A 15,034-nucleotide genomic window follows, 5' to 3' on the forward strand; every position below is an offset into this window, starting at 1 on the left:
TGGCACGATGGACGGCGGGACCCTCGCTCGCGTCGGCGCCATCGTCTTCGTCGCGGTCGCCATCACGGCGACCGCGATCGAGATGAACCGCAAGGACGTTACGCCGAACGCCCTCGCGACGCAGGGCCGTTCGGGCGCCGCACAAGATCCTCTCGCCGCCGAATTGCTTCGCTGCTCCGAGATCGGCGAGGCCGGCACGCGCGATCCCGGTTGCCTGAAAGCATGGGCGGAGAACCGGCGCCGCTTCCTCGGGCAACCCGCCCCGACATCCTCACCGACGCCGGTTGCGCCGACGACGTTGTTTCCGAGTGCGCCGGCATCGGCTGATCCCATCCGCAAGGACAGTGCGCCGACGAATGTGACCGCACCGGCGACGCAGGCCGAACCCGCCCGGCCGCCAATCTCTGCCACCGAAGGAGCTCGCTGACATGGGCGGCACCGGTGTCATCGATCATTTCCTTGAGGTCTTCACTCGCTACATCGACGGGGGATTCGGGCTGCTCGGCGGCGAAGTCGGTTTCATCGCCACCACCTTGATCGTCATCGACGTCACGCTCGCCGCGCTCTTCTGGTCGTGGGGCGCCGACGACGACATCATGGCGAGGCTAGTCAAGAAGACGCTCTTCGTCGGTGTCTTCGCGTACCTGATCTCCAACTGGAACAATCTCGCCCGCATCGTCTTCGAGAGCTTCGCGGGTCTCGGCCTGAAGGCGTCGGGCACTGGCTTTGCGGTCAGCGATCTCATGCGCCCCGGTAAGGTGGCGCAGACCGGTCTCGATGCCGGCCGCCCGCTGCTCGACTCCATCTCCAGTCTGATGGGCTACTGGTCGTTTTTCGAGAACTTTATCCAGATCGCCTGCATGTTTTTCGCCTGGGCGCTGGTGCTGCTGGCGTTCTTCATCCTCGCGATCCAGCTTTTCGTGACCCTGATCGAGTTCAAGCTGACGACGCTCGCCGGCTTCGTCCTCATTCCCTTCGGCCTGTTCGGCAAATCCGTCTTCATGGCCGAGCGCGTGCTGGGCAACGTCATCTCCTCCGGCATCAAGGTGCTAGTGCTCGCCGTCATCATCGGCATCGGCTCGACGCTGTTCTCTGAGTTCACATCCGGCTTTGGCGGCAATACGCCGTCGATCGACGACGCCATGGCGATCGTGCTCGCCGCGCTGTCGCTGCTCGGTCTCGGCATCTTCGGCCCCGGCATCGCCAACGGCCTCATCTCCGGTGGCCCGCAGCTCGGCGCCGGCGCGGCCATTGGCACTGGTCTTGCCGCCGGCGGCGTTGTCGCAGCAGGCGCGGCCGCCGCCGGCGCAGCCGTATCCGGTGGCGCCGCTCTTGCTGGCGGCGCTGCCGCCGCGGCTCGTGGAGGTGCAGCCCTCGCCGGCGCAGCCTCCACCGCCTACAGCCTCGGCGCGGCCGGCCAATCCGGCGCATCGGGCGTCGCGTCGGGCCTTGGCAATGTTGCCAGCACCGGCGCGAAGGCGGCCGCCTCCCCGCTGAAACGCGCAGCCGGGCGCGCCGCCGACAGCCTCAAGCAGAGCTATCAGGCCGGCGGCCAGGCCGCGACGGAGATCGCCACGGGCGCATCGGGGGCCGCGCCCGCAGCCGCGGCAGAGACTGCCCCTGCAGGAGCCGCATCTTCCACCAGCGACGGCCCGCCGGCCTGGGCGAAACGTATGAAACGCTCGCAGCAAATGTCCCACGGCGTCTCCGCGGCTGCCCACGCCGTGCGCAGCGGCGACAGCCATGGCGGCGGCTCCTCCGTCAACCTTTCCGAAAGCGACTGACCATGTTCAAACGACCATCCACCCATTACGGCAAAGCCCCGCAGCCCGAGACGCCCTATCAGCGCGCCGCGCAGGTGTGGGACGATCGCATCGGCTCCGCCCGCGTGCAGGCCCGCAACTGGCGCTACATGGCATTCGGCTCGTTAGCGCTCGCGAGCGGGCTTTCGGCCGCGCTGGTCTGGCAGTCCGCCAACGGCTCGATCGTGCCCTGGGTGGTGCAGGTCGATCGGCTCGGCCAGGCCCAGGCCGTCGCACCGGCGACCGCCGACTACCAGCCGAACGATCCACAGATCGCCTTCTACCTGGCGCGTTTCATTGAGCAGGTCCGCTCGATCCCGTCCGATGCCATCATCGTGCGGCAGAACTGGCTGCGCGCATACGACTTCACGACGCAGGGCGGCGCGCTCGCGCTCAACGACTATGCCCGCGCCAACGACCCCTTCACCAGGGTCGGCAAGCAGCAGATCGCGATCGAGGTGTCGTCGGTCATCCGCGCCTCGCCGTCGAGCTTCCGCATCGCCTGGATCGAGCGCCGCTATCGGGACGGCTCGCTGGCTTCCACCGAGCGCTGGTCCGCCATCCTCACCGTCGTCGTGCAGCCCCCGCGCGACGCCGACACGCTGCGGAAGAACCCGCTCGGAATCTACATCAACGCCATCAACTGGTCGAAGGAGCTGGGACAATGACACCGACCTTCCGCAAAGCCGAAAGGCCGGCTTTCCTCAACCGCGCCATTCCGGGTTTCCGTAAATCCGGTTTGCCGCTTCTCCTGCTTTGCACATCGGCGCTCGCCGGCTGTGCCGGACACACGCCACCGCCCGAGATTTCCTATGACGATGCCGCGCCCGCCGTCATCGCAGCCGATCCGCCGAAACCCGTGCGGGTCGTGGAGTTGCCGAAGCCGCTCCCGCTGCCCGGCCAGTTGAAGCCGGTCGGCAAGGACGGCAAGCCCGAGCCGGAACCGGCCGATCCCGCCGCGCGCGTGAACCAGGCCAATGCCGCCGCGCGCGTCCAACCCGTCCGCAACGGCTTCATCAACTCGATGCAGGTCTATCCCTTTGTCGATGGCGCGCTCTATCAGGTCTACGCGTCACCGGGGCAGATCACCGACATCGCGCTTCAGCCCGGCGAGCAGCTCGTCGGCTCCGGTCCCGTCGCCGCCGGCGACACCGTGCGCTGGATCATCGGCGATACCGAGAGCGGCATTGGCGCGGCCAAGCAGATCCATATCCTCGTGAAGCCCACCCGCGCCGAGCTGATGACGAATCTCGTCATCAACACGGACCGGCGCACCTACCACATGGAGCTGCGTGCGACGCCCTCGACCTACATGGCCTTGGTGTCCTGGCAATATCCGCAGGACCAGCTCATCGCGCTGCGCCGTCAGAACCAGCAGGCCGAGGCCGTGCAGCCCGTCTCCAGCGGCATTGATCTCGCGCGCGTCAATTTCCGATACGGGGTGACGGGCGACCGCGCGCCGTGGCGGCCGCTGCGCGCCTTCGATGACGGCAGGCAGGTGTTCATCGAATTTCCGCGCGGCATCGGTCAGGGCGAGATGCCGCCGCTATTCGTGGTTGGGCCCGAGGGCGACACCTCCGAACTGGTGAACTATCGCATGCGCGGCAACTACATGATCGTCGATCGCCTGTTCGCCGCCGCCGAATTGCGGTTCGGCGCAGACAAGAGCCAGAAGCGCGTCCGCATCTCCCGCACCGACGGGAGGCCGGCATCGTGAGCGACGAACGCGATCCCGAAAAGGAAGAAGGCCGGGCGCTTGGTTCGACGCCCCAGCCTCAGCCGGCCGACGATGATGACACCCGGCCGCTGACCGGCGAGCCCGCCGCGACGATGCGGCTGCGCGCCGAGCCGCCGCGTGTGACCCGTCTGTCCCGCAAAGTGCTGGCTGGCCTGGGGCTCGCTGCAAGCCTCGGTGTTGGTGGGGCGCTGATCTATGCGCTTCAGACCCGTCACGGTGGCCAGGGTCAGGAGCTGTACTCGACCGACAATCGCTCGACACCGGACGGACTCGCTGGATTGCCGAAGGACTATTCGGGTGTCCCGAAGCTTGGCCCTCCGCTCCCCGGCGATCTCGGCCGGCCGATCCTCAACGCGCAGAATGGCGCCCCCGTACCGGCGATCGGCGCGCCGGCGACAGGCGCCGTGGGGCCAAGCCCAGAGGAGCAGCGCCGGGCGCAGGAGCTGGAGGCGGCACGGACCGCACGGCTGTTCGCCTCGACCGAGACTCGGCCCGCCAGCGCTGGAGCCTCAGCACAGTCCACCGCGACCGCCACGCCGCCGGCTGATCTCGCCAGCCTCGGCCTCGCGCCGCAGCCGGCGACGCCCTCGGCGCAGGACCGCCAACTCGCATTCCTCAACCAGAGGCCCGACAAGCGCACCGTCTCGCCGGATCGCGTTGCGGCTCCGGCGTCGAAGAACGTCCTGCAGGCCGGCGCCGTGATCGCTGCCGCCCTCATCACGGGCATCCGCTCAGACCTGCCAGGCCAGATCACCGCGCAGGTGACGGAGAACATCTACGACAGCCCGACCGGCAAGATCCTGCTCGTGCCCCAAGGCACGCGCATTATAGGACAATATGATAGCGGCGTCGGTTTCGGTCAGCGGCGCATACTTCTTGTCTGGAGCCGGCTGATCTTCCCCAATGGCCGCTCAATCGTCTTGGAACGTCAGCCTGGTGCGGACGCCGAGGGCTATGCCGGCCTTGAGGATGGTGTCGACTACCACTGGGGCGACCTGTTCAAGGCCGCCGCGCTTTCTACGCTCCTCAGCGTCGGTGCCGAGGCGGGCAGCTCCGGCCAGGAAAGCGATATTGTCCGAGCGCTCCGCAACGGCGCGTCCAACAGCATCAATCAGACCGGCCAGCAGATCGTGCAGCGCCAGCTTAATATCGCGCCGACGCTGACCATCCGGCCGGGCTTCCCCGTTCGTGTGCTCGTGACACGCGATCTCGTGCTCGAACCTTACGGAGGCTGAGATGGCCAAGTTGAAATTGGGACCGATCGTCGACGACAAACCCGTGAAGGTCACGGTGGAGCTGCCGGCGAGCCTCCACCGCGATCTTATCGCCTATGCCGAAATTCTCGGCCGCGAGGCCGGACAGACACCAGCCGATCCGGTCCGTCTCATCGCTCCGATGCTGGAGCGGTTCATAGCCACAGATCGGGGATTTGCGAAAGCGAGGAGGTCACGATCAATCCCGAAATTGTCTGAATGATTGTCGCTCCTGCCGATCGAGACATAGCCCGCGCTAAGCTCAGCAGCCGCCGACACGCCGGATTGTCGTTTCGCGGTGACCATACCGCGCTAAACGGCAGCACTTCGTCCGCAATTGGTCTGTAGGCAATACCCGGAATTTGAGCCCCTGTCGTTGCCTCGCTGGTTAGTGTGAGTCCACGCCCGACCGCGACCATGGACAGCAAAATATCCCGCCCGACATATTGCAGTTGAATGTCTGGATGGTGGCCAAGATCGGCGAGCCGCTGTACGAGGTAGTCTTGGATTTCTGGGCCAGGTGCGGCGTCGCTGACAATGAAGTTCTCGCCGGCAAGATCGCGCCAATGGATAACTTCTTTTGCAATAAGTGGATGCTCGCTTGGTAAGACAGCGAACACCCCTTCAGACCAGAGGTGTTCCGTTTGGCAGTCTCGCCATTCCGTCTTGCCGGTAATGAAGGCGATATCGAGCTGAAACTGGCGGACGGCAGCGATATGCTCCGCTGGATTACCGTCGATCAGCTCAACTAGGATGTCCGGGTGGTCCTTGTCATAGGCGCGCAACAATTCAAACAGGAAGCCAGAAGCCAGCGAAGAGAAGATGCCGACTTTGACGCTGCCGTCATCGGATCGACCTATTGCGGCGACATCCCGCGTGCCATAGTCGATCTGTCGAAGGGCGATACGTGCGCGCTGGAGAAAGCGCTTCCCTGCGTGTGTTAAGCGGACGCCACCGGAATGACGTTGGAATAGAGATGCGCCGAGTCGATCTTCAAGATCACGGACGCGCCGGCTTATCGCTGATTCCTGAATGTCGAGCGCAGCCCCCGCCTTGCGGAAACTACCAAACTCTGCCGCAGCTACAAAATAGCGCAGTTGGCGAAGTTCAATCAGTAGTTCCTCCATATGTTGGTCTAGATCCCGTTGCTCGCACGTTCAGAAGCTATTGATACAGTGGGCACCCCCCTCGTTGTCGATCAACACGATCTCCAAAATTCTAGGCGGCGGAGGTCAAACGCTAGCTTCACACCAGAATGCCATCCCGTGATTTCAGGCGACTTCGATTGGAGTCCAACCGCCTGAATTGAGCACTGCTGAGTCCAGAGTGCGGATCATGCGTTCGTCCTTATGTCGCGCTTGGCCACTGAACCGACGAGCCGGTCGAACGAAAGGCGACCAGGCCCCAACGCCATGATGGCCAGCGCCATCGACGCCCATGGCAGATGGAAATTTGCCCATCCCTCCGGCACAGTAAGCTGGATGACGCCGGTCATCATCAAGAGCGCGAGAGCGACGAAGCGGGTGCCGAGGCCGAGAACCAGCAAGATCGGCAATGTGATCTCCGCCATGCCGACCAGATAGGCGACGACCTCCGGCATCGGGAACGGGTACTCATTGCCGAGTATGTGGAGCTTGAACATTTCCGAAAAGAGAAACTCAGTGCTTGGCGATAGCGACAAGAAGCCGTCCCAGCGGGTAAGCCCCGACTTGAAGAAGGGTACCGCGAGAGCGATCCGCAATAGAGGCGGGGCAACGATCAGGCCGATTGCGCCGAGCCATGAAGCCAGCGTCTCTACGATCGTGGCGATGCGGCACAACCAAACGGACGGCCTCGCATGTGATGTGGGGACGTTCATCCTGCCACTCCCTTTGCCTCGAAGCGGACGCCCGAGCTCGTCTCATAGGCGCATAGCGCGCCCGCTTCGATGAGGCCGGCAATGGTGGCTGAAAGATCGAAGCGGGCGTCGCACTCTCCAGCGAGCTCGGCCGATTCTTCCACGGTGTGACCCGCGTCAAGCGCATCGATGAAATCGGCCGCGCCCGGCGGGAGGGAGCGAACCTCGACGACGGCATCGGGACGGGCGACGAGAGCTGTCTCACCCTCGCCATCGAACTCTACCTCGCCGGGATCGCCGTCACGAACATTCATGTTCCATATCGTAAGGGCCGGCGTCGCCGAACGGACCACGCGCACGGACGGATGGAGCTGCAAGCGCAGGCTGGGGTATTCGTCGATCGGTACACCGCTGAAAGAGCTCGCCGTCAGCGCACAAGCATCCTGAGCGTGGTAGGCCTCGACCCAAGCCCATTCGATGCGTGCCACGTCGGCTAGATAGGCCAGGCTCGATGCCGGACGAAACGTCTCGATGAAGGCCGGAAAGCGTCCTCCATACGCGAGGAGAATAGGGGACTGGGGCGGATCGCTACGTACGTGGACGCCGGCCATGGCATCGAAGAAATCGTCCCCGACGAGCCGCCGAACCGCGGGGTACGCCGCCCGCAGGATTTCGATGAGGCCGACCACGACATTGTTTCGATAGACGGCGAAGCGCTTTGGGCACGGGTCGCCATCCGGTCCGACAACTCCGGCCGGGGCTGGCCGCTCCGGATCAAGCAGCGCCGCGGCGAATTCCTGCTGCCGATCACCCGAGAGCGCCATAGCTCCGCTCCTCCGCGTAAGAGAGATCCATCAGCATCTCGGCCATTGTCGCTTCTGCCTGGAGCTCGGACCATGTGGGAATATTCGCGTCCCATTCGATGAGTGTTGGCGTCGGCCCTATGCGTCTTATGACGTCGCGAAAGAGATTCCAGACCAACTCGTCGACGCTTTTGTCATGCGAGTCGATCAGGAGGGGCCGCCCCTTGTCGTCGGCCTGGCGTGTATGGCCGGCAAGATGAATCTCCTTGACAGAGCGAAGCGGGAAACCGTCGATGTAGGCTGCTGTGTCCCACTGTTGATTGGTGCAGGCCACGTAGACGTTATTCACATCAAGCAGCAAACCGCAGCCGGCTCTCCGAGCAATCTCTGTGATGAAATCCGTTTCGCTCCAGGTGCTTTCCTCGAACCAGACATAGGTCGAGGGGTTCTCGAGGAGCATTTGGCGTCCGAGGACGCTTTGCACTTGATCGATATGTTCGACCACGCGAGACAGCGTCTCGTTCGTATAAGGAGCGGGCAGCAAATCATTGAAGAAGCTGCTCTCGTGTGTGGACCAGGCGAGATGTTCGGAGAACAATCCCGGCTGGTATCGCGCAATCAGGCTAGAAAGCCTCTTCAGGTGATCTCTATCGAGCGGCATCGTGCCGCCGATGGATAGACCGACACCATGCAGCGACAGCGGATACTGCTCGCGGATCTGCGCCAGATAGCGATGCGGGGGGCCGCCCGCGCCCATGTAGTTCTCGGCGTGAACCTCGAAGAACCCGACATCGGGCCTATGCTCGAGGATGTGCCGATAATGCTCCGCCTTGAGGCCGACGCCAGCTCGGGCTGGAATGGCGGTGCGATCCGAGAAAGCTTGTGCGCGTGCCATGGGCGCCTCCCGATGCGCGTGGGGGAAAATACGAGCGGACGCGCGGGGGCAGTCCGCCCGTGAGTGCTTCAGACCGACTTCGGCTTGAGGCTGCCGACGCCGCTGGGCGTCTTGATCGTGGTGCAAGTCCCCTTGGGCTCCAGCTTGAAAGCATTGCCCTGGTAGTCGACCGTGCTCGTGCCTGCGCACGTCGTGCCCGCACCGGCGTAGCAGTCGTTCTGGCCCTTCAGCGCGACGCCGAAGCACATCTCCATCTTGCCGGATTTGACCTCCTTCTTGGTCATTTCCTGCTTCTTCATCATTTGTTCCTTGGTCATCATCGGCTTGTCCTGCGCCATGGCGGCTGAGGCCGCGAGGCTGCCCAGGGCAATGGCGAACGCGCTGGCGACGAGAACCGGATTTGTGGCCTTCATTTCGAATCCTCCGAACGGGTTGACCAGCGACGGACACCGTGCGCCGGCGGCAAGCCGACGTGGCCTGCTCACCTAAAAGTTCGGTCCGTCGCGAGAATGGTTACGTACGATCGGCAGACCGGATCGGCCCACGTTCGCCGAGATCGAGCGGAACCTGGTTCCGCCAAGTCTATAGATAAAGGCCCTGGCCGGCCGATTGAGCGGCAAAGCAGGTCGTGCGCTAAAGCGCCTGCCGATGTAAACTGCTCGCCGTAACCTTCGTGTGTTGAGGAAAGAATGGCACATCCAGCCATCGTGAAAGGGTTCATCCGGGAAAGCCATCATCGGCAATGGCAAGGTCTCGCTCGATTAGCGAGGACCATCTTGTGAGAGACCGCGTTGTCCGACGCGAAGGCGGTCACGCGCGCGTTCGTGTCCTGGTGCCAAAGGTTACGTTCCCTCGGCAAAAAGAAACTCCCTGCCACAAGGCGCTCTCGGAGCTACGGTGGAACAACGCGACAAGACGAAACGTCGGGTCGCACCGGCGATACTACGAGGACAATGGCCGATGGCACCGGGCCGGCACAAGGATAAACCGACTTTGAGAGTCGTTCGTGAAGGCGATACCAGCGGCTCAGCCGAGAACGCCTCGCGAAAGCGCGATGTCGAATGGTCGATCTGCATGGCGCGCGCGCAGGGGGGCGACCAAGAGGCTTATAGCCGGCTGCTAACCGAAATCACGCCTTATCTGCGCATGTTGGTAGGTAGACATCACCGGTCCTCGCATGATGTAGAGGACACTATTCAGGACATCCTGCTCACCATTCATTCGATCCGGCAGATCTACGACCCGACCCGACCGTTCACGCCCTGGCTCGTCGCTATCAGCCGCCGACGCATCATCGATCGGTTGCGGCAGCAAGGGCGCTCCTCCGCGCGCGAAACGCCATTGAGTGAAGACCATGAAACCATTCCGGACGTTGAGACGAACTTAGAAACGAGAGCTGATGGACGCTTGCTGCGCGAGGCCGTCGACAAGCTGCCGCCGGGCCAACGGGAGGCCATCACCCTCCTTAAGCTCCAGGAGATGTCGTTGAAGGAAGCTGCGGAGCAAAGCGGGGTGTCCATCGCGGCACTCAAGGTTGCAACACATAGGGCTTTGAAGAGCCTGCGAACTATACTTTCCAAGGGTGACAAGTCGTGATCACGACCCCGGACCTGATTGCATCTCTCAGCGCCAATGCGACGCCTGTGCGTCGTCTTCGGCCGCCGCTTTTCCGGGCGTGCTGCTGGCTCTTCCTCGCCTTCTGGGTACTCGTCCTGTTGGGCGTCAGCCACGGGCTACGTCCGGATTTCGTAAAACAGCTCGGCGACCGCGCCTATGTGGTCGGTCTGGTCGCCTCTCTTCTGACCGGCGTGCTCGCGACCGTCGCGGCCTTCATGCTCAGCCTTCCCGATCGGTCACGCCTTTACGCGCTTCTCCCCGTGCCAAGCCTGTTGGTCTGGTTGCTGACCATTAGCGTCGGTTGCCTGACCGATTGGGTCGCTGTGGGGCCCGAGGGGATGAAGATGGGCGAAGCGGTGTCGTGCTTCGCTACCTTGGTGTTGACCAGCCTACCGCTATCCTTAGCGCTCCTGGTGATGCTCCGCTACACGGCAAGGCTGCGTCCCGTCACGGTGATCTGGATGGGCAGCCTCGCTGTAGGCGCCCTGACGGCCAGCGCCCTTACGCTGTTTCACGACATAGGCGCGACGGTCATGATCCTCATGTGGAATCTTGGCGCAGCCTGCCTGATCATTGCTCTTGGTCGGATTTTCGGGCACCGGATGCTGTCCTGGGTAGCGCCCCAGCCGCTGGACCATGCCGCATGATGTGGGCCCGTCCGTTCTTGCGCTTTGTCGGAATGGTCCTTGTTTCGGCGACAGCAACGCTCTCGATCGCGACTGCTCGCCCCGAATCGCTCGATCCACCGACGCTACGCAACGGGATAAGCCAGTTTGTTCTGGAGGAGCCGCTTAGGCCTGCACCGCTCATACGACTCCGCGGCCTCGACGGCCGCCCCCTGCGTATGGACAAGTTCTACGGAAAGGTCGTTCTCCTCAATTTCTGGGCCAGTTGGTGCGCTCCCTGTGTAGAGGAAATGCCCTCTCTCGAGGCCCTGGCCGCAAGCCTTCCGTCTGATCGCTTTGTCGTGGTCGCGGTCTCGCTCGACGGGGGCGATGGTCGGCAGGTGAAGTCGTTCGTCAAGCAACACAATCTTCGGCATCTGACCGTGGTGCTCGATCCCAACCACGAATTTGGTGCGTTGACCAGCGAGGCAAAGCCGGAACCAACCATGCCCGTCTATGCCTATCCAACCACCTACGTCCTGGACAAGCGCGGCCTCGTCACAGGGTTTCTGGTTGGCCCCACGACGTGGGATTCGCCGCTCGCGCGTTCGTTCATCGACTATTTCATCAATCTCAAGTGACGGCTTCGCCGTTGGTTCACGAAACAGGGGGGAGCACGGATGACGATCTTAGGTGTGCTCGGCGGAAGCGGCGTTTACGACATCGCCGGGCTGGAGAATCCAACCTGGCGGAGGGTAGCGTCGCCCTTTGGCGAGACATCTGACGAATTTCTTTTCGGCACGCTCGACGGTCTCGAAGTCGTCTTTGTCCCGCGTCACGGTCGCGGCCATCGCCATTCGCCCAGTTCGATCAACTACCGCGCAAATATCGATGCCTTGAAGAGGTCTGGCGTCACCGATCTCTTGTCGATGTCGGCCTGCGGCTCGCTTTGCGAAGATCTGCCGCCGGGCCATTTTGTCCTTGTGGATCAATTTGTTGATCGCACAATCGCGCGACCGAGCAGCTTTTTCGGAGAGGGCATGGTCGCGCATGTCTCAATGGCGCATCCGACCTGCGATCGACTTTCCAATATTGCCTATCAATGCGCGGTCGAGGCTGCCATTCCGGTCAGACGCAAGGGCACCTACCTCGCCATCGAAGGACCGCAGTTCTCCAGCTTGGCCGAGTCGCGCATCTATCGGTCATGGGGATGCGATGTCATCGGCATGACCAACATGCCGGAAGCGAAGCTCGCCCGCGAGGCCGAGATGTGTTTCCTCACCGTCGCGATGGTCACCGACTTTGATTGCTGGCACCCTGACCACGCTCATGTCCAAGTCGCCGATGTCATCCGCGTGTTGAACGAGAACGCTGAGAAGGCCAAGCAACTCATTCGCCTGTTGGCGCCACGGCTGAGGGACGACAGGCCTACCCCCTGTCCTCATGGATGCGACCGCACGCTGGATGTCGCCCTTGTCACCGCGCCCGGCGCGCGCGACCCGAAGGTGCTCGCAGGACTCGACGCTATCGCTGGTCGCGTCCTTGGATAATCGAGCGGCTCATGCTGTTTGCGCAAATGCACCGTGACACCTCATTCGGCGCTGGCACGAAACCTTTTTCCGCGTGCCTGCGAACTCTCATAAGTAGGTCGAGACGTCGGATGTGCCATGGTTCATGCAACGCAGAAATTCGCCGATCCATTTGTCACCGCAACCGGCGCGCTGCGTGCGAGCGTCCGGCTCAGCACCCTCGAAACGCTCTGGTTCAATTCCGGAACGCTTTGCAATCTTGCCTGCGACAACTGCTATATCGAATCAAGCCCGCGCAATGACCGTATCGTCTATTTGACCAGAGAGGACGTCCGGCGCTTCCTGGAGGAGGCGAGGGAGCGCGACCATCCGCCGGAAGAGATCGGATTCACTGGCGGCGAACCCTTCATGAATCCAGATATCGTCCGGATGATTGCCGACAGTCTGGGCGCCGGCTTCAGGGTGCTCGTCCTAACCAACGCGATGAAGCCGATGCAGTGGCTGAAGACGCGCCTCACGGCCATCAACGCGCAGTTTCCGGGGAGGCTTGCGGTCCGGGTGTCTCTCGACCACTACGAAAGAACCGGCCATGACAAGTTGCGCGGCCCGCGAAGCTGGGAGCCGACCATCGAGGGGCTACAACGCGATCGTGCCTCACGATTCCGAGGAGCGCTTCGTGCGGCTCAGCTGCGCTGTAGTCCGAGCGCAAATGCTTCTTGGAAGGACGGACAACCGAGACGGCCGGCCAGCGCATCCGAGCTCGGAGGATCATTATCGCGCCCGGAAGCCGGCTGCACGTCCCGCCGATCCTCAGTCTCTACCAAATTCCCTAGTTTACGACCGAAACGCTTTTCGAGGACGCGGTCCTCCCGCGGCGCCTTCCGTTCTTCGGCGGCGGCCCCGTTAGCACGGAGATGGCCCAGGCGCACCGGCGCCATGGCGCCATTGCGCCGAGATTACCTTGCTGTCGCGGGACTCTCTTCTGTCGCGCGACGATCCCGAAGCGTCGCACGCTACTTCCCCATAAGCCCGGAGTTCCACCTTGCTGATTAATGTGCTGCACCAGTCAGGTCCCGCCGTTGAATCGAACGTCGTCGTCATCCGCCCCGGTGATCCTCTGCTCGTGTTCGGAGGCCCCTACAGCAACCTCGAAGCGCTCCAGGCGATGATCGCCGAAACGAGGCAGCGCGGTATTCCTCCGGAGCGCGTAATCTGTACTGGCGACGTCGTGGCGTACGGGGCCGACGCGGCAGCTACGGCCGAACTTATACGCGACTTCGGTTGTCACGTAGTCATGGGCAATTGCGAAGAGAGCTTGGCTGCCAACGCGCAAGATTGTGGGTGCGGCTTTCCGGAAGGAAGCGCCTGTCAGCGGCTTGCGACCGACTGGTTCCAGGATGCTAGCCGTGAAATGAGCACGACGCTCAGGGACTGGATGTCTTCGCTTCCGCGCCGAATAGACGTCGAGATCGGAAGCCTCCGGTTCGCCGTTGTGCATGGCGGCGTCGAATCGATTAACCAGTTCATCTTCGCGTCAACGCCTGCCGTCGAGAAAGCGCGCCAAATCGCCGTCGCCGGAGTGGATGGCGTCATTGCCGGACATTGCGGCATTCCGTTCACGCAGATTGTCGGCGGTCGACTCTGGCACAATGCGGGCGCGATCGGTATGCCGGCGAACGACGGCACCTCCCTGGTCTGGTATAGCGTTCTTACTGCTCTGGATGGTCTCGTTTCGGTCCAACACCTTCCGTTGGCCTACGATTACGAACGCGCCGCCGCAAAAATGCGCCGAGCAGGGCTGCCTGAAGGTTACGCGGCTGCGCTCGAAAACGGAATTTGGCCGAGTTGTGACGTGCTTCCGATCGACGAGATACGCGAGCGTGGCGTGCCGATCAAAGAAGGCTCGGTCGAGTGGCGGCCGAAGGCCGGAAACGCGCGCAAGCCCAGACTGGATCACCTCTGGCCGTCGACCGACCGCGGACACCTCGGGATTCTTCCAAACGAGAAGTTTAGGCGTGCCGACATCACCGCATCAGGTGCACCGAGGGCTCGCGTCGAGCTCGATCACCTGCAGGCGTTGTGGATCAACACAGGTACGCTTTGCAATATCACGTGCAGAAACTGCTATATCGAGTCCAGCCCGAAGAACGACAGTCTCGTCTACATCAGGAAATCGGACGTCGTTCCTTTCTTGGACGAGATCGCCGAGAATGGGCTTGGCACCGAGGAAATCGGTCTCACCGGCGGCGAGCCGTTCATGAATCCGGAGATCATGGACATCGTCGAGGAATGCCTCGGGCGAGGATTTAAGGTTTTGGTGCTCACGAACGCAATGCGGCCGATGCAACGGCATAAATCCGCCTTGCTGCGGCTCGCTCGGCAATACGGAGCCGCGCTGACGTTGCGTGTTTCGCTGGATCACTACACCGGGCGTCGTCATGAGGAGGAGCGGGGCCCGGGAACGTTCGCGATCACGCTGGCAGGTCTGAAATGGCTTGGCAGGAACGGTATTCATACGACGCTCGCGGGCCGCACGATGTGGGGAGAGGATCAGGAGGCCGAGCGCGCAGGTTACGGCCGCATGCTCATCGAGAACGATGTCGAAAACATAGGCTCAGCTCCTAACTCGCTAGTGCTGTTTCCCGAGATGCAGACCAGTAAAGATACACCGGAAATTACTACAGCGTGCTGGGACATCCTGCACAAGTCGCCGCGGGAGGTGATGTGCTCGTCTTCGCGGATGATCCTCAAGCGTAGGGGCGAGGAGCGACCCGCCGTCGTCTCATGCACGCTTCTGCCCTACGATCCGCGCTTCGAGCTCGGACACACCTTGAGAGAAGCGAGCGCCGCCGTGTCACTCAATCATCCTTTCTGTTCACAGTTCTGCGTGTTAGGCGGCGCGTCGTGCTCGGGTTGACGAGGCTAGCGCGGCCAGCCTGCGCCTGCAGATGAATG

Annotated in this window: 17 protein-coding genes; 12 read left to right on the forward strand and 5 right to left on the reverse strand. The window is 62.6% G+C overall.

The window, feature by feature from the left end; translation table 11 throughout:
• Positions 1 to 7 precede the first annotated feature (7 nt).
• From trbK-alt to KHC23_RS17540, 6 genes are read left to right on the forward strand one after another with little or no spacing between them, the layout of a single operon-like run.
• The gene (gene trbK-alt / locus KHC23_RS17515) at positions 8 to 427 is read left to right on the forward strand and encodes a putative entry exclusion protein TrbK-alt (RefSeq protein WP_213374147.1); all 420 of its coding nucleotides are present in this window, start codon (positions 8 to 10) and stop codon (positions 425 to 427) included.
• A gap of 1 nt (position 428) precedes the next feature.
• A complete protein-coding gene (gene trbL / locus KHC23_RS17520) occupies positions 429 to 1,784 on the forward strand; it encodes a P-type conjugative transfer protein TrbL (RefSeq protein WP_213374150.1) in 1,356 nt (451 codons plus the stop codon).
• 2 nt (positions 1,785 to 1,786) lie between these two features.
• A complete protein-coding gene (trbF, locus tag KHC23_RS17525) occupies positions 1,787 to 2,470 on the forward strand; it encodes a conjugal transfer protein TrbF (protein WP_213374152.1) in 684 nt (227 codons plus the stop codon).
• Entirely contained in the window at positions 2,467 to 3,519 is a 1,053-nt protein-coding gene (trbG, locus tag KHC23_RS17530) for a P-type conjugative transfer protein TrbG (protein WP_213374154.1), read from the forward strand. The genes trbF and trbG overlap by 4 nt, the downstream gene beginning before the upstream one ends.
• Positions 3,516 to 4,775: a TraB/TrbI/VirB10 family type IV secretion system protein gene (locus tag KHC23_RS17535; RefSeq protein WP_271188586.1), complete on the forward strand. Its 1,260-nt coding sequence runs from the start codon at positions 3,516 to 3,518 to the stop codon at positions 4,773 to 4,775. The genes trbG and KHC23_RS17535 overlap by 4 nt, the downstream gene beginning before the upstream one ends.
• A 1-nt stretch (position 4,776) precedes the next feature.
• A complete protein-coding gene (locus KHC23_RS17540) occupies positions 4,777 to 5,016 on the forward strand; it encodes a DUF2274 domain-containing protein (RefSeq protein WP_213374156.1) in 240 nt (79 codons plus the stop codon).
• Here the strand turns inward: KHC23_RS17540 and KHC23_RS17545 are convergent.
• From KHC23_RS17545 to KHC23_RS17565, 5 genes are all read right to left on the reverse strand, one after another.
• On the reverse strand, positions 4,949 to 5,920 hold the full coding sequence (locus tag KHC23_RS17545; RefSeq protein ID WP_213374158.1) for a LysR family transcriptional regulator: 972 nt from the start codon (positions 5,918 to 5,920) through the stop codon (positions 4,949 to 4,951). The two genes, KHC23_RS17540 and KHC23_RS17545, sit on opposite strands and share 68 nt — an antisense overlap.
• 206 nt (positions 5,921 to 6,126) lie before the next feature.
• On the reverse strand, positions 6,127 to 6,651 hold the full coding sequence (locus tag KHC23_RS17550; protein ID WP_213374160.1) for a DoxX family protein: 525 nt from the start codon (positions 6,649 to 6,651) through the stop codon (positions 6,127 to 6,129).
• On the reverse strand, positions 6,648 to 7,454 hold the full coding sequence (locus tag KHC23_RS17555) for an HvfC/BufC N-terminal domain-containing protein (protein WP_213374162.1): 807 nt from the start codon (positions 7,452 to 7,454) through the stop codon (positions 6,648 to 6,650). The genes KHC23_RS17550 and KHC23_RS17555 overlap by 4 nt, the downstream gene beginning before the upstream one ends.
• A complete protein-coding gene (gene bufB, locus KHC23_RS17560; protein WP_213374164.1) occupies positions 7,438 to 8,328 on the reverse strand; it encodes an MNIO family bufferin maturase in 891 nt (296 codons plus the stop codon). The genes KHC23_RS17555 and bufB overlap by 17 nt, the downstream gene beginning before the upstream one ends.
• A 68-nt stretch (positions 8,329 to 8,396) precedes the next feature.
• Positions 8,397 to 8,741: a BufA1 family periplasmic bufferin-type metallophore gene (locus tag KHC23_RS17565; protein ID WP_213374166.1), complete on the reverse strand. Its 345-nt coding sequence runs from the start codon at positions 8,739 to 8,741 to the stop codon at positions 8,397 to 8,399.
• A gap of 547 nt (positions 8,742 to 9,288) precedes the next feature.
• Between KHC23_RS17565 and KHC23_RS17570 the strand changes: the two genes are divergently transcribed.
• The 6 genes from KHC23_RS17570 (at position 9,289) to KHC23_RS17595 (ending at position 14,996) form a co-directional block, all read left to right on the forward strand.
• On the forward strand, positions 9,289 to 9,924 hold the full coding sequence (locus tag KHC23_RS17570) for a sigma-70 family RNA polymerase sigma factor (RefSeq protein WP_213374511.1): 636 nt from the start codon (positions 9,289 to 9,291) through the stop codon (positions 9,922 to 9,924).
• Positions 9,921 to 10,592, forward strand: coding sequence for an NrsF family protein (locus KHC23_RS17575; RefSeq protein WP_213374168.1), 672 nt, complete (start codon positions 9,921 to 9,923; stop codon positions 10,590 to 10,592). The genes KHC23_RS17570 and KHC23_RS17575 overlap by 4 nt, the downstream gene beginning before the upstream one ends.
• Complete coding sequence (locus KHC23_RS17580) at positions 10,589 to 11,191, forward strand: TlpA disulfide reductase family protein (RefSeq protein WP_213374170.1); 603 nt, start codon at positions 10,589 to 10,591, stop codon at positions 11,189 to 11,191. Before KHC23_RS17575 ends, KHC23_RS17580 begins: the two co-directional genes overlap by 4 nt.
• 39 nt (positions 11,192 to 11,230) lie before the next feature.
• Entirely contained in the window at positions 11,231 to 12,100 is an 870-nt protein-coding gene (locus tag KHC23_RS17585; protein ID WP_213374172.1) for an S-methyl-5'-thioadenosine phosphorylase, read from the forward strand.
• 117 nt (positions 12,101 to 12,217) lie between these two features.
• Positions 12,218 to 13,132: a radical SAM protein gene (locus tag KHC23_RS24480; RefSeq protein WP_246544707.1), complete on the forward strand. Its 915-nt coding sequence runs from the start codon at positions 12,218 to 12,220 to the stop codon at positions 13,130 to 13,132.
• Positions 13,122 to 14,996 carry a radical SAM protein gene (locus KHC23_RS17595; protein WP_246544708.1) on the forward strand — a complete coding sequence of 625 codons (1,875 nt, stop codon included), beginning with the start codon at positions 13,122 to 13,124 and terminating at the stop codon, positions 14,994 to 14,996. The genes KHC23_RS24480 and KHC23_RS17595 overlap by 11 nt, the downstream gene beginning before the upstream one ends.
• Positions 14,997 to 15,034 lie beyond the last annotated feature (38 nt).

Source organism: Ancylobacter dichloromethanicus, assembly GCF_018390645.1.
GTDB classification, from domain to species: Bacteria; Pseudomonadota; Alphaproteobacteria; order Rhizobiales; family Xanthobacteraceae; genus Ancylobacter; species Ancylobacter dichloromethanicus.

Excerpts from the sequence above, each read along its gene's own strand:
- trbK-alt (WP_213374147.1), top strand. The coding sequence starts at position 8 with ATGGACGGCGGGACCCTCGCTCGCGTCGGCGCCATCGTCTTCGTCGCG.
- trbL (WP_213374150.1), top strand. The coding sequence starts at position 429 with ATGGGCGGCACCGGTGTCATCGATCATTTCCTTGAGGTCTTCACTCGC.
- trbF (WP_213374152.1), top strand. The coding sequence starts at position 1,787 with ATGTTCAAACGACCATCCACCCATTACGGCAAAGCCCCGCAGCCCGAG.
- trbG (WP_213374154.1), top strand. The coding sequence starts at position 2,467 with ATGACACCGACCTTCCGCAAAGCCGAAAGGCCGGCTTTCCTCAACCGC.
- KHC23_RS17540 (WP_213374156.1), top strand. The coding sequence starts at position 4,777 with ATGGCCAAGTTGAAATTGGGACCGATCGTCGACGACAAACCCGTGAAG.
- KHC23_RS17545 (WP_213374158.1), bottom strand. The coding sequence starts at position 5,920 with ATGGAGGAACTACTGATTGAACTTCGCCAACTGCGCTATTTTGTAGCT.
- KHC23_RS17550 (WP_213374160.1), bottom strand. The coding sequence starts at position 6,651 with ATGAACGTCCCCACATCACATGCGAGGCCGTCCGTTTGGTTGTGCCGC.
- KHC23_RS17555 (WP_213374162.1), bottom strand. The coding sequence starts at position 7,454 with ATGGCGCTCTCGGGTGATCGGCAGCAGGAATTCGCCGCGGCGCTGCTT.
- bufB (WP_213374164.1), bottom strand. The coding sequence starts at position 8,328 with ATGGCACGCGCACAAGCTTTCTCGGATCGCACCGCCATTCCAGCCCGA.
- KHC23_RS17565 (WP_213374166.1), bottom strand. The coding sequence starts at position 8,741 with ATGAAGGCCACAAATCCGGTTCTCGTCGCCAGCGCGTTCGCCATTGCC.
- KHC23_RS17570 (WP_213374511.1), top strand. The coding sequence starts at position 9,289 with ATGGCACCGGGCCGGCACAAGGATAAACCGACTTTGAGAGTCGTTCGT.
- KHC23_RS17580 (WP_213374170.1), top strand. The coding sequence starts at position 10,589 with ATGATGTGGGCCCGTCCGTTCTTGCGCTTTGTCGGAATGGTCCTTGTT.
- KHC23_RS17585 (WP_213374172.1), top strand. The coding sequence starts at position 11,231 with ATGACGATCTTAGGTGTGCTCGGCGGAAGCGGCGTTTACGACATCGCC.
- KHC23_RS24480 (WP_246544707.1), top strand. The coding sequence starts at position 12,218 with ATGGTTCATGCAACGCAGAAATTCGCCGATCCATTTGTCACCGCAACC.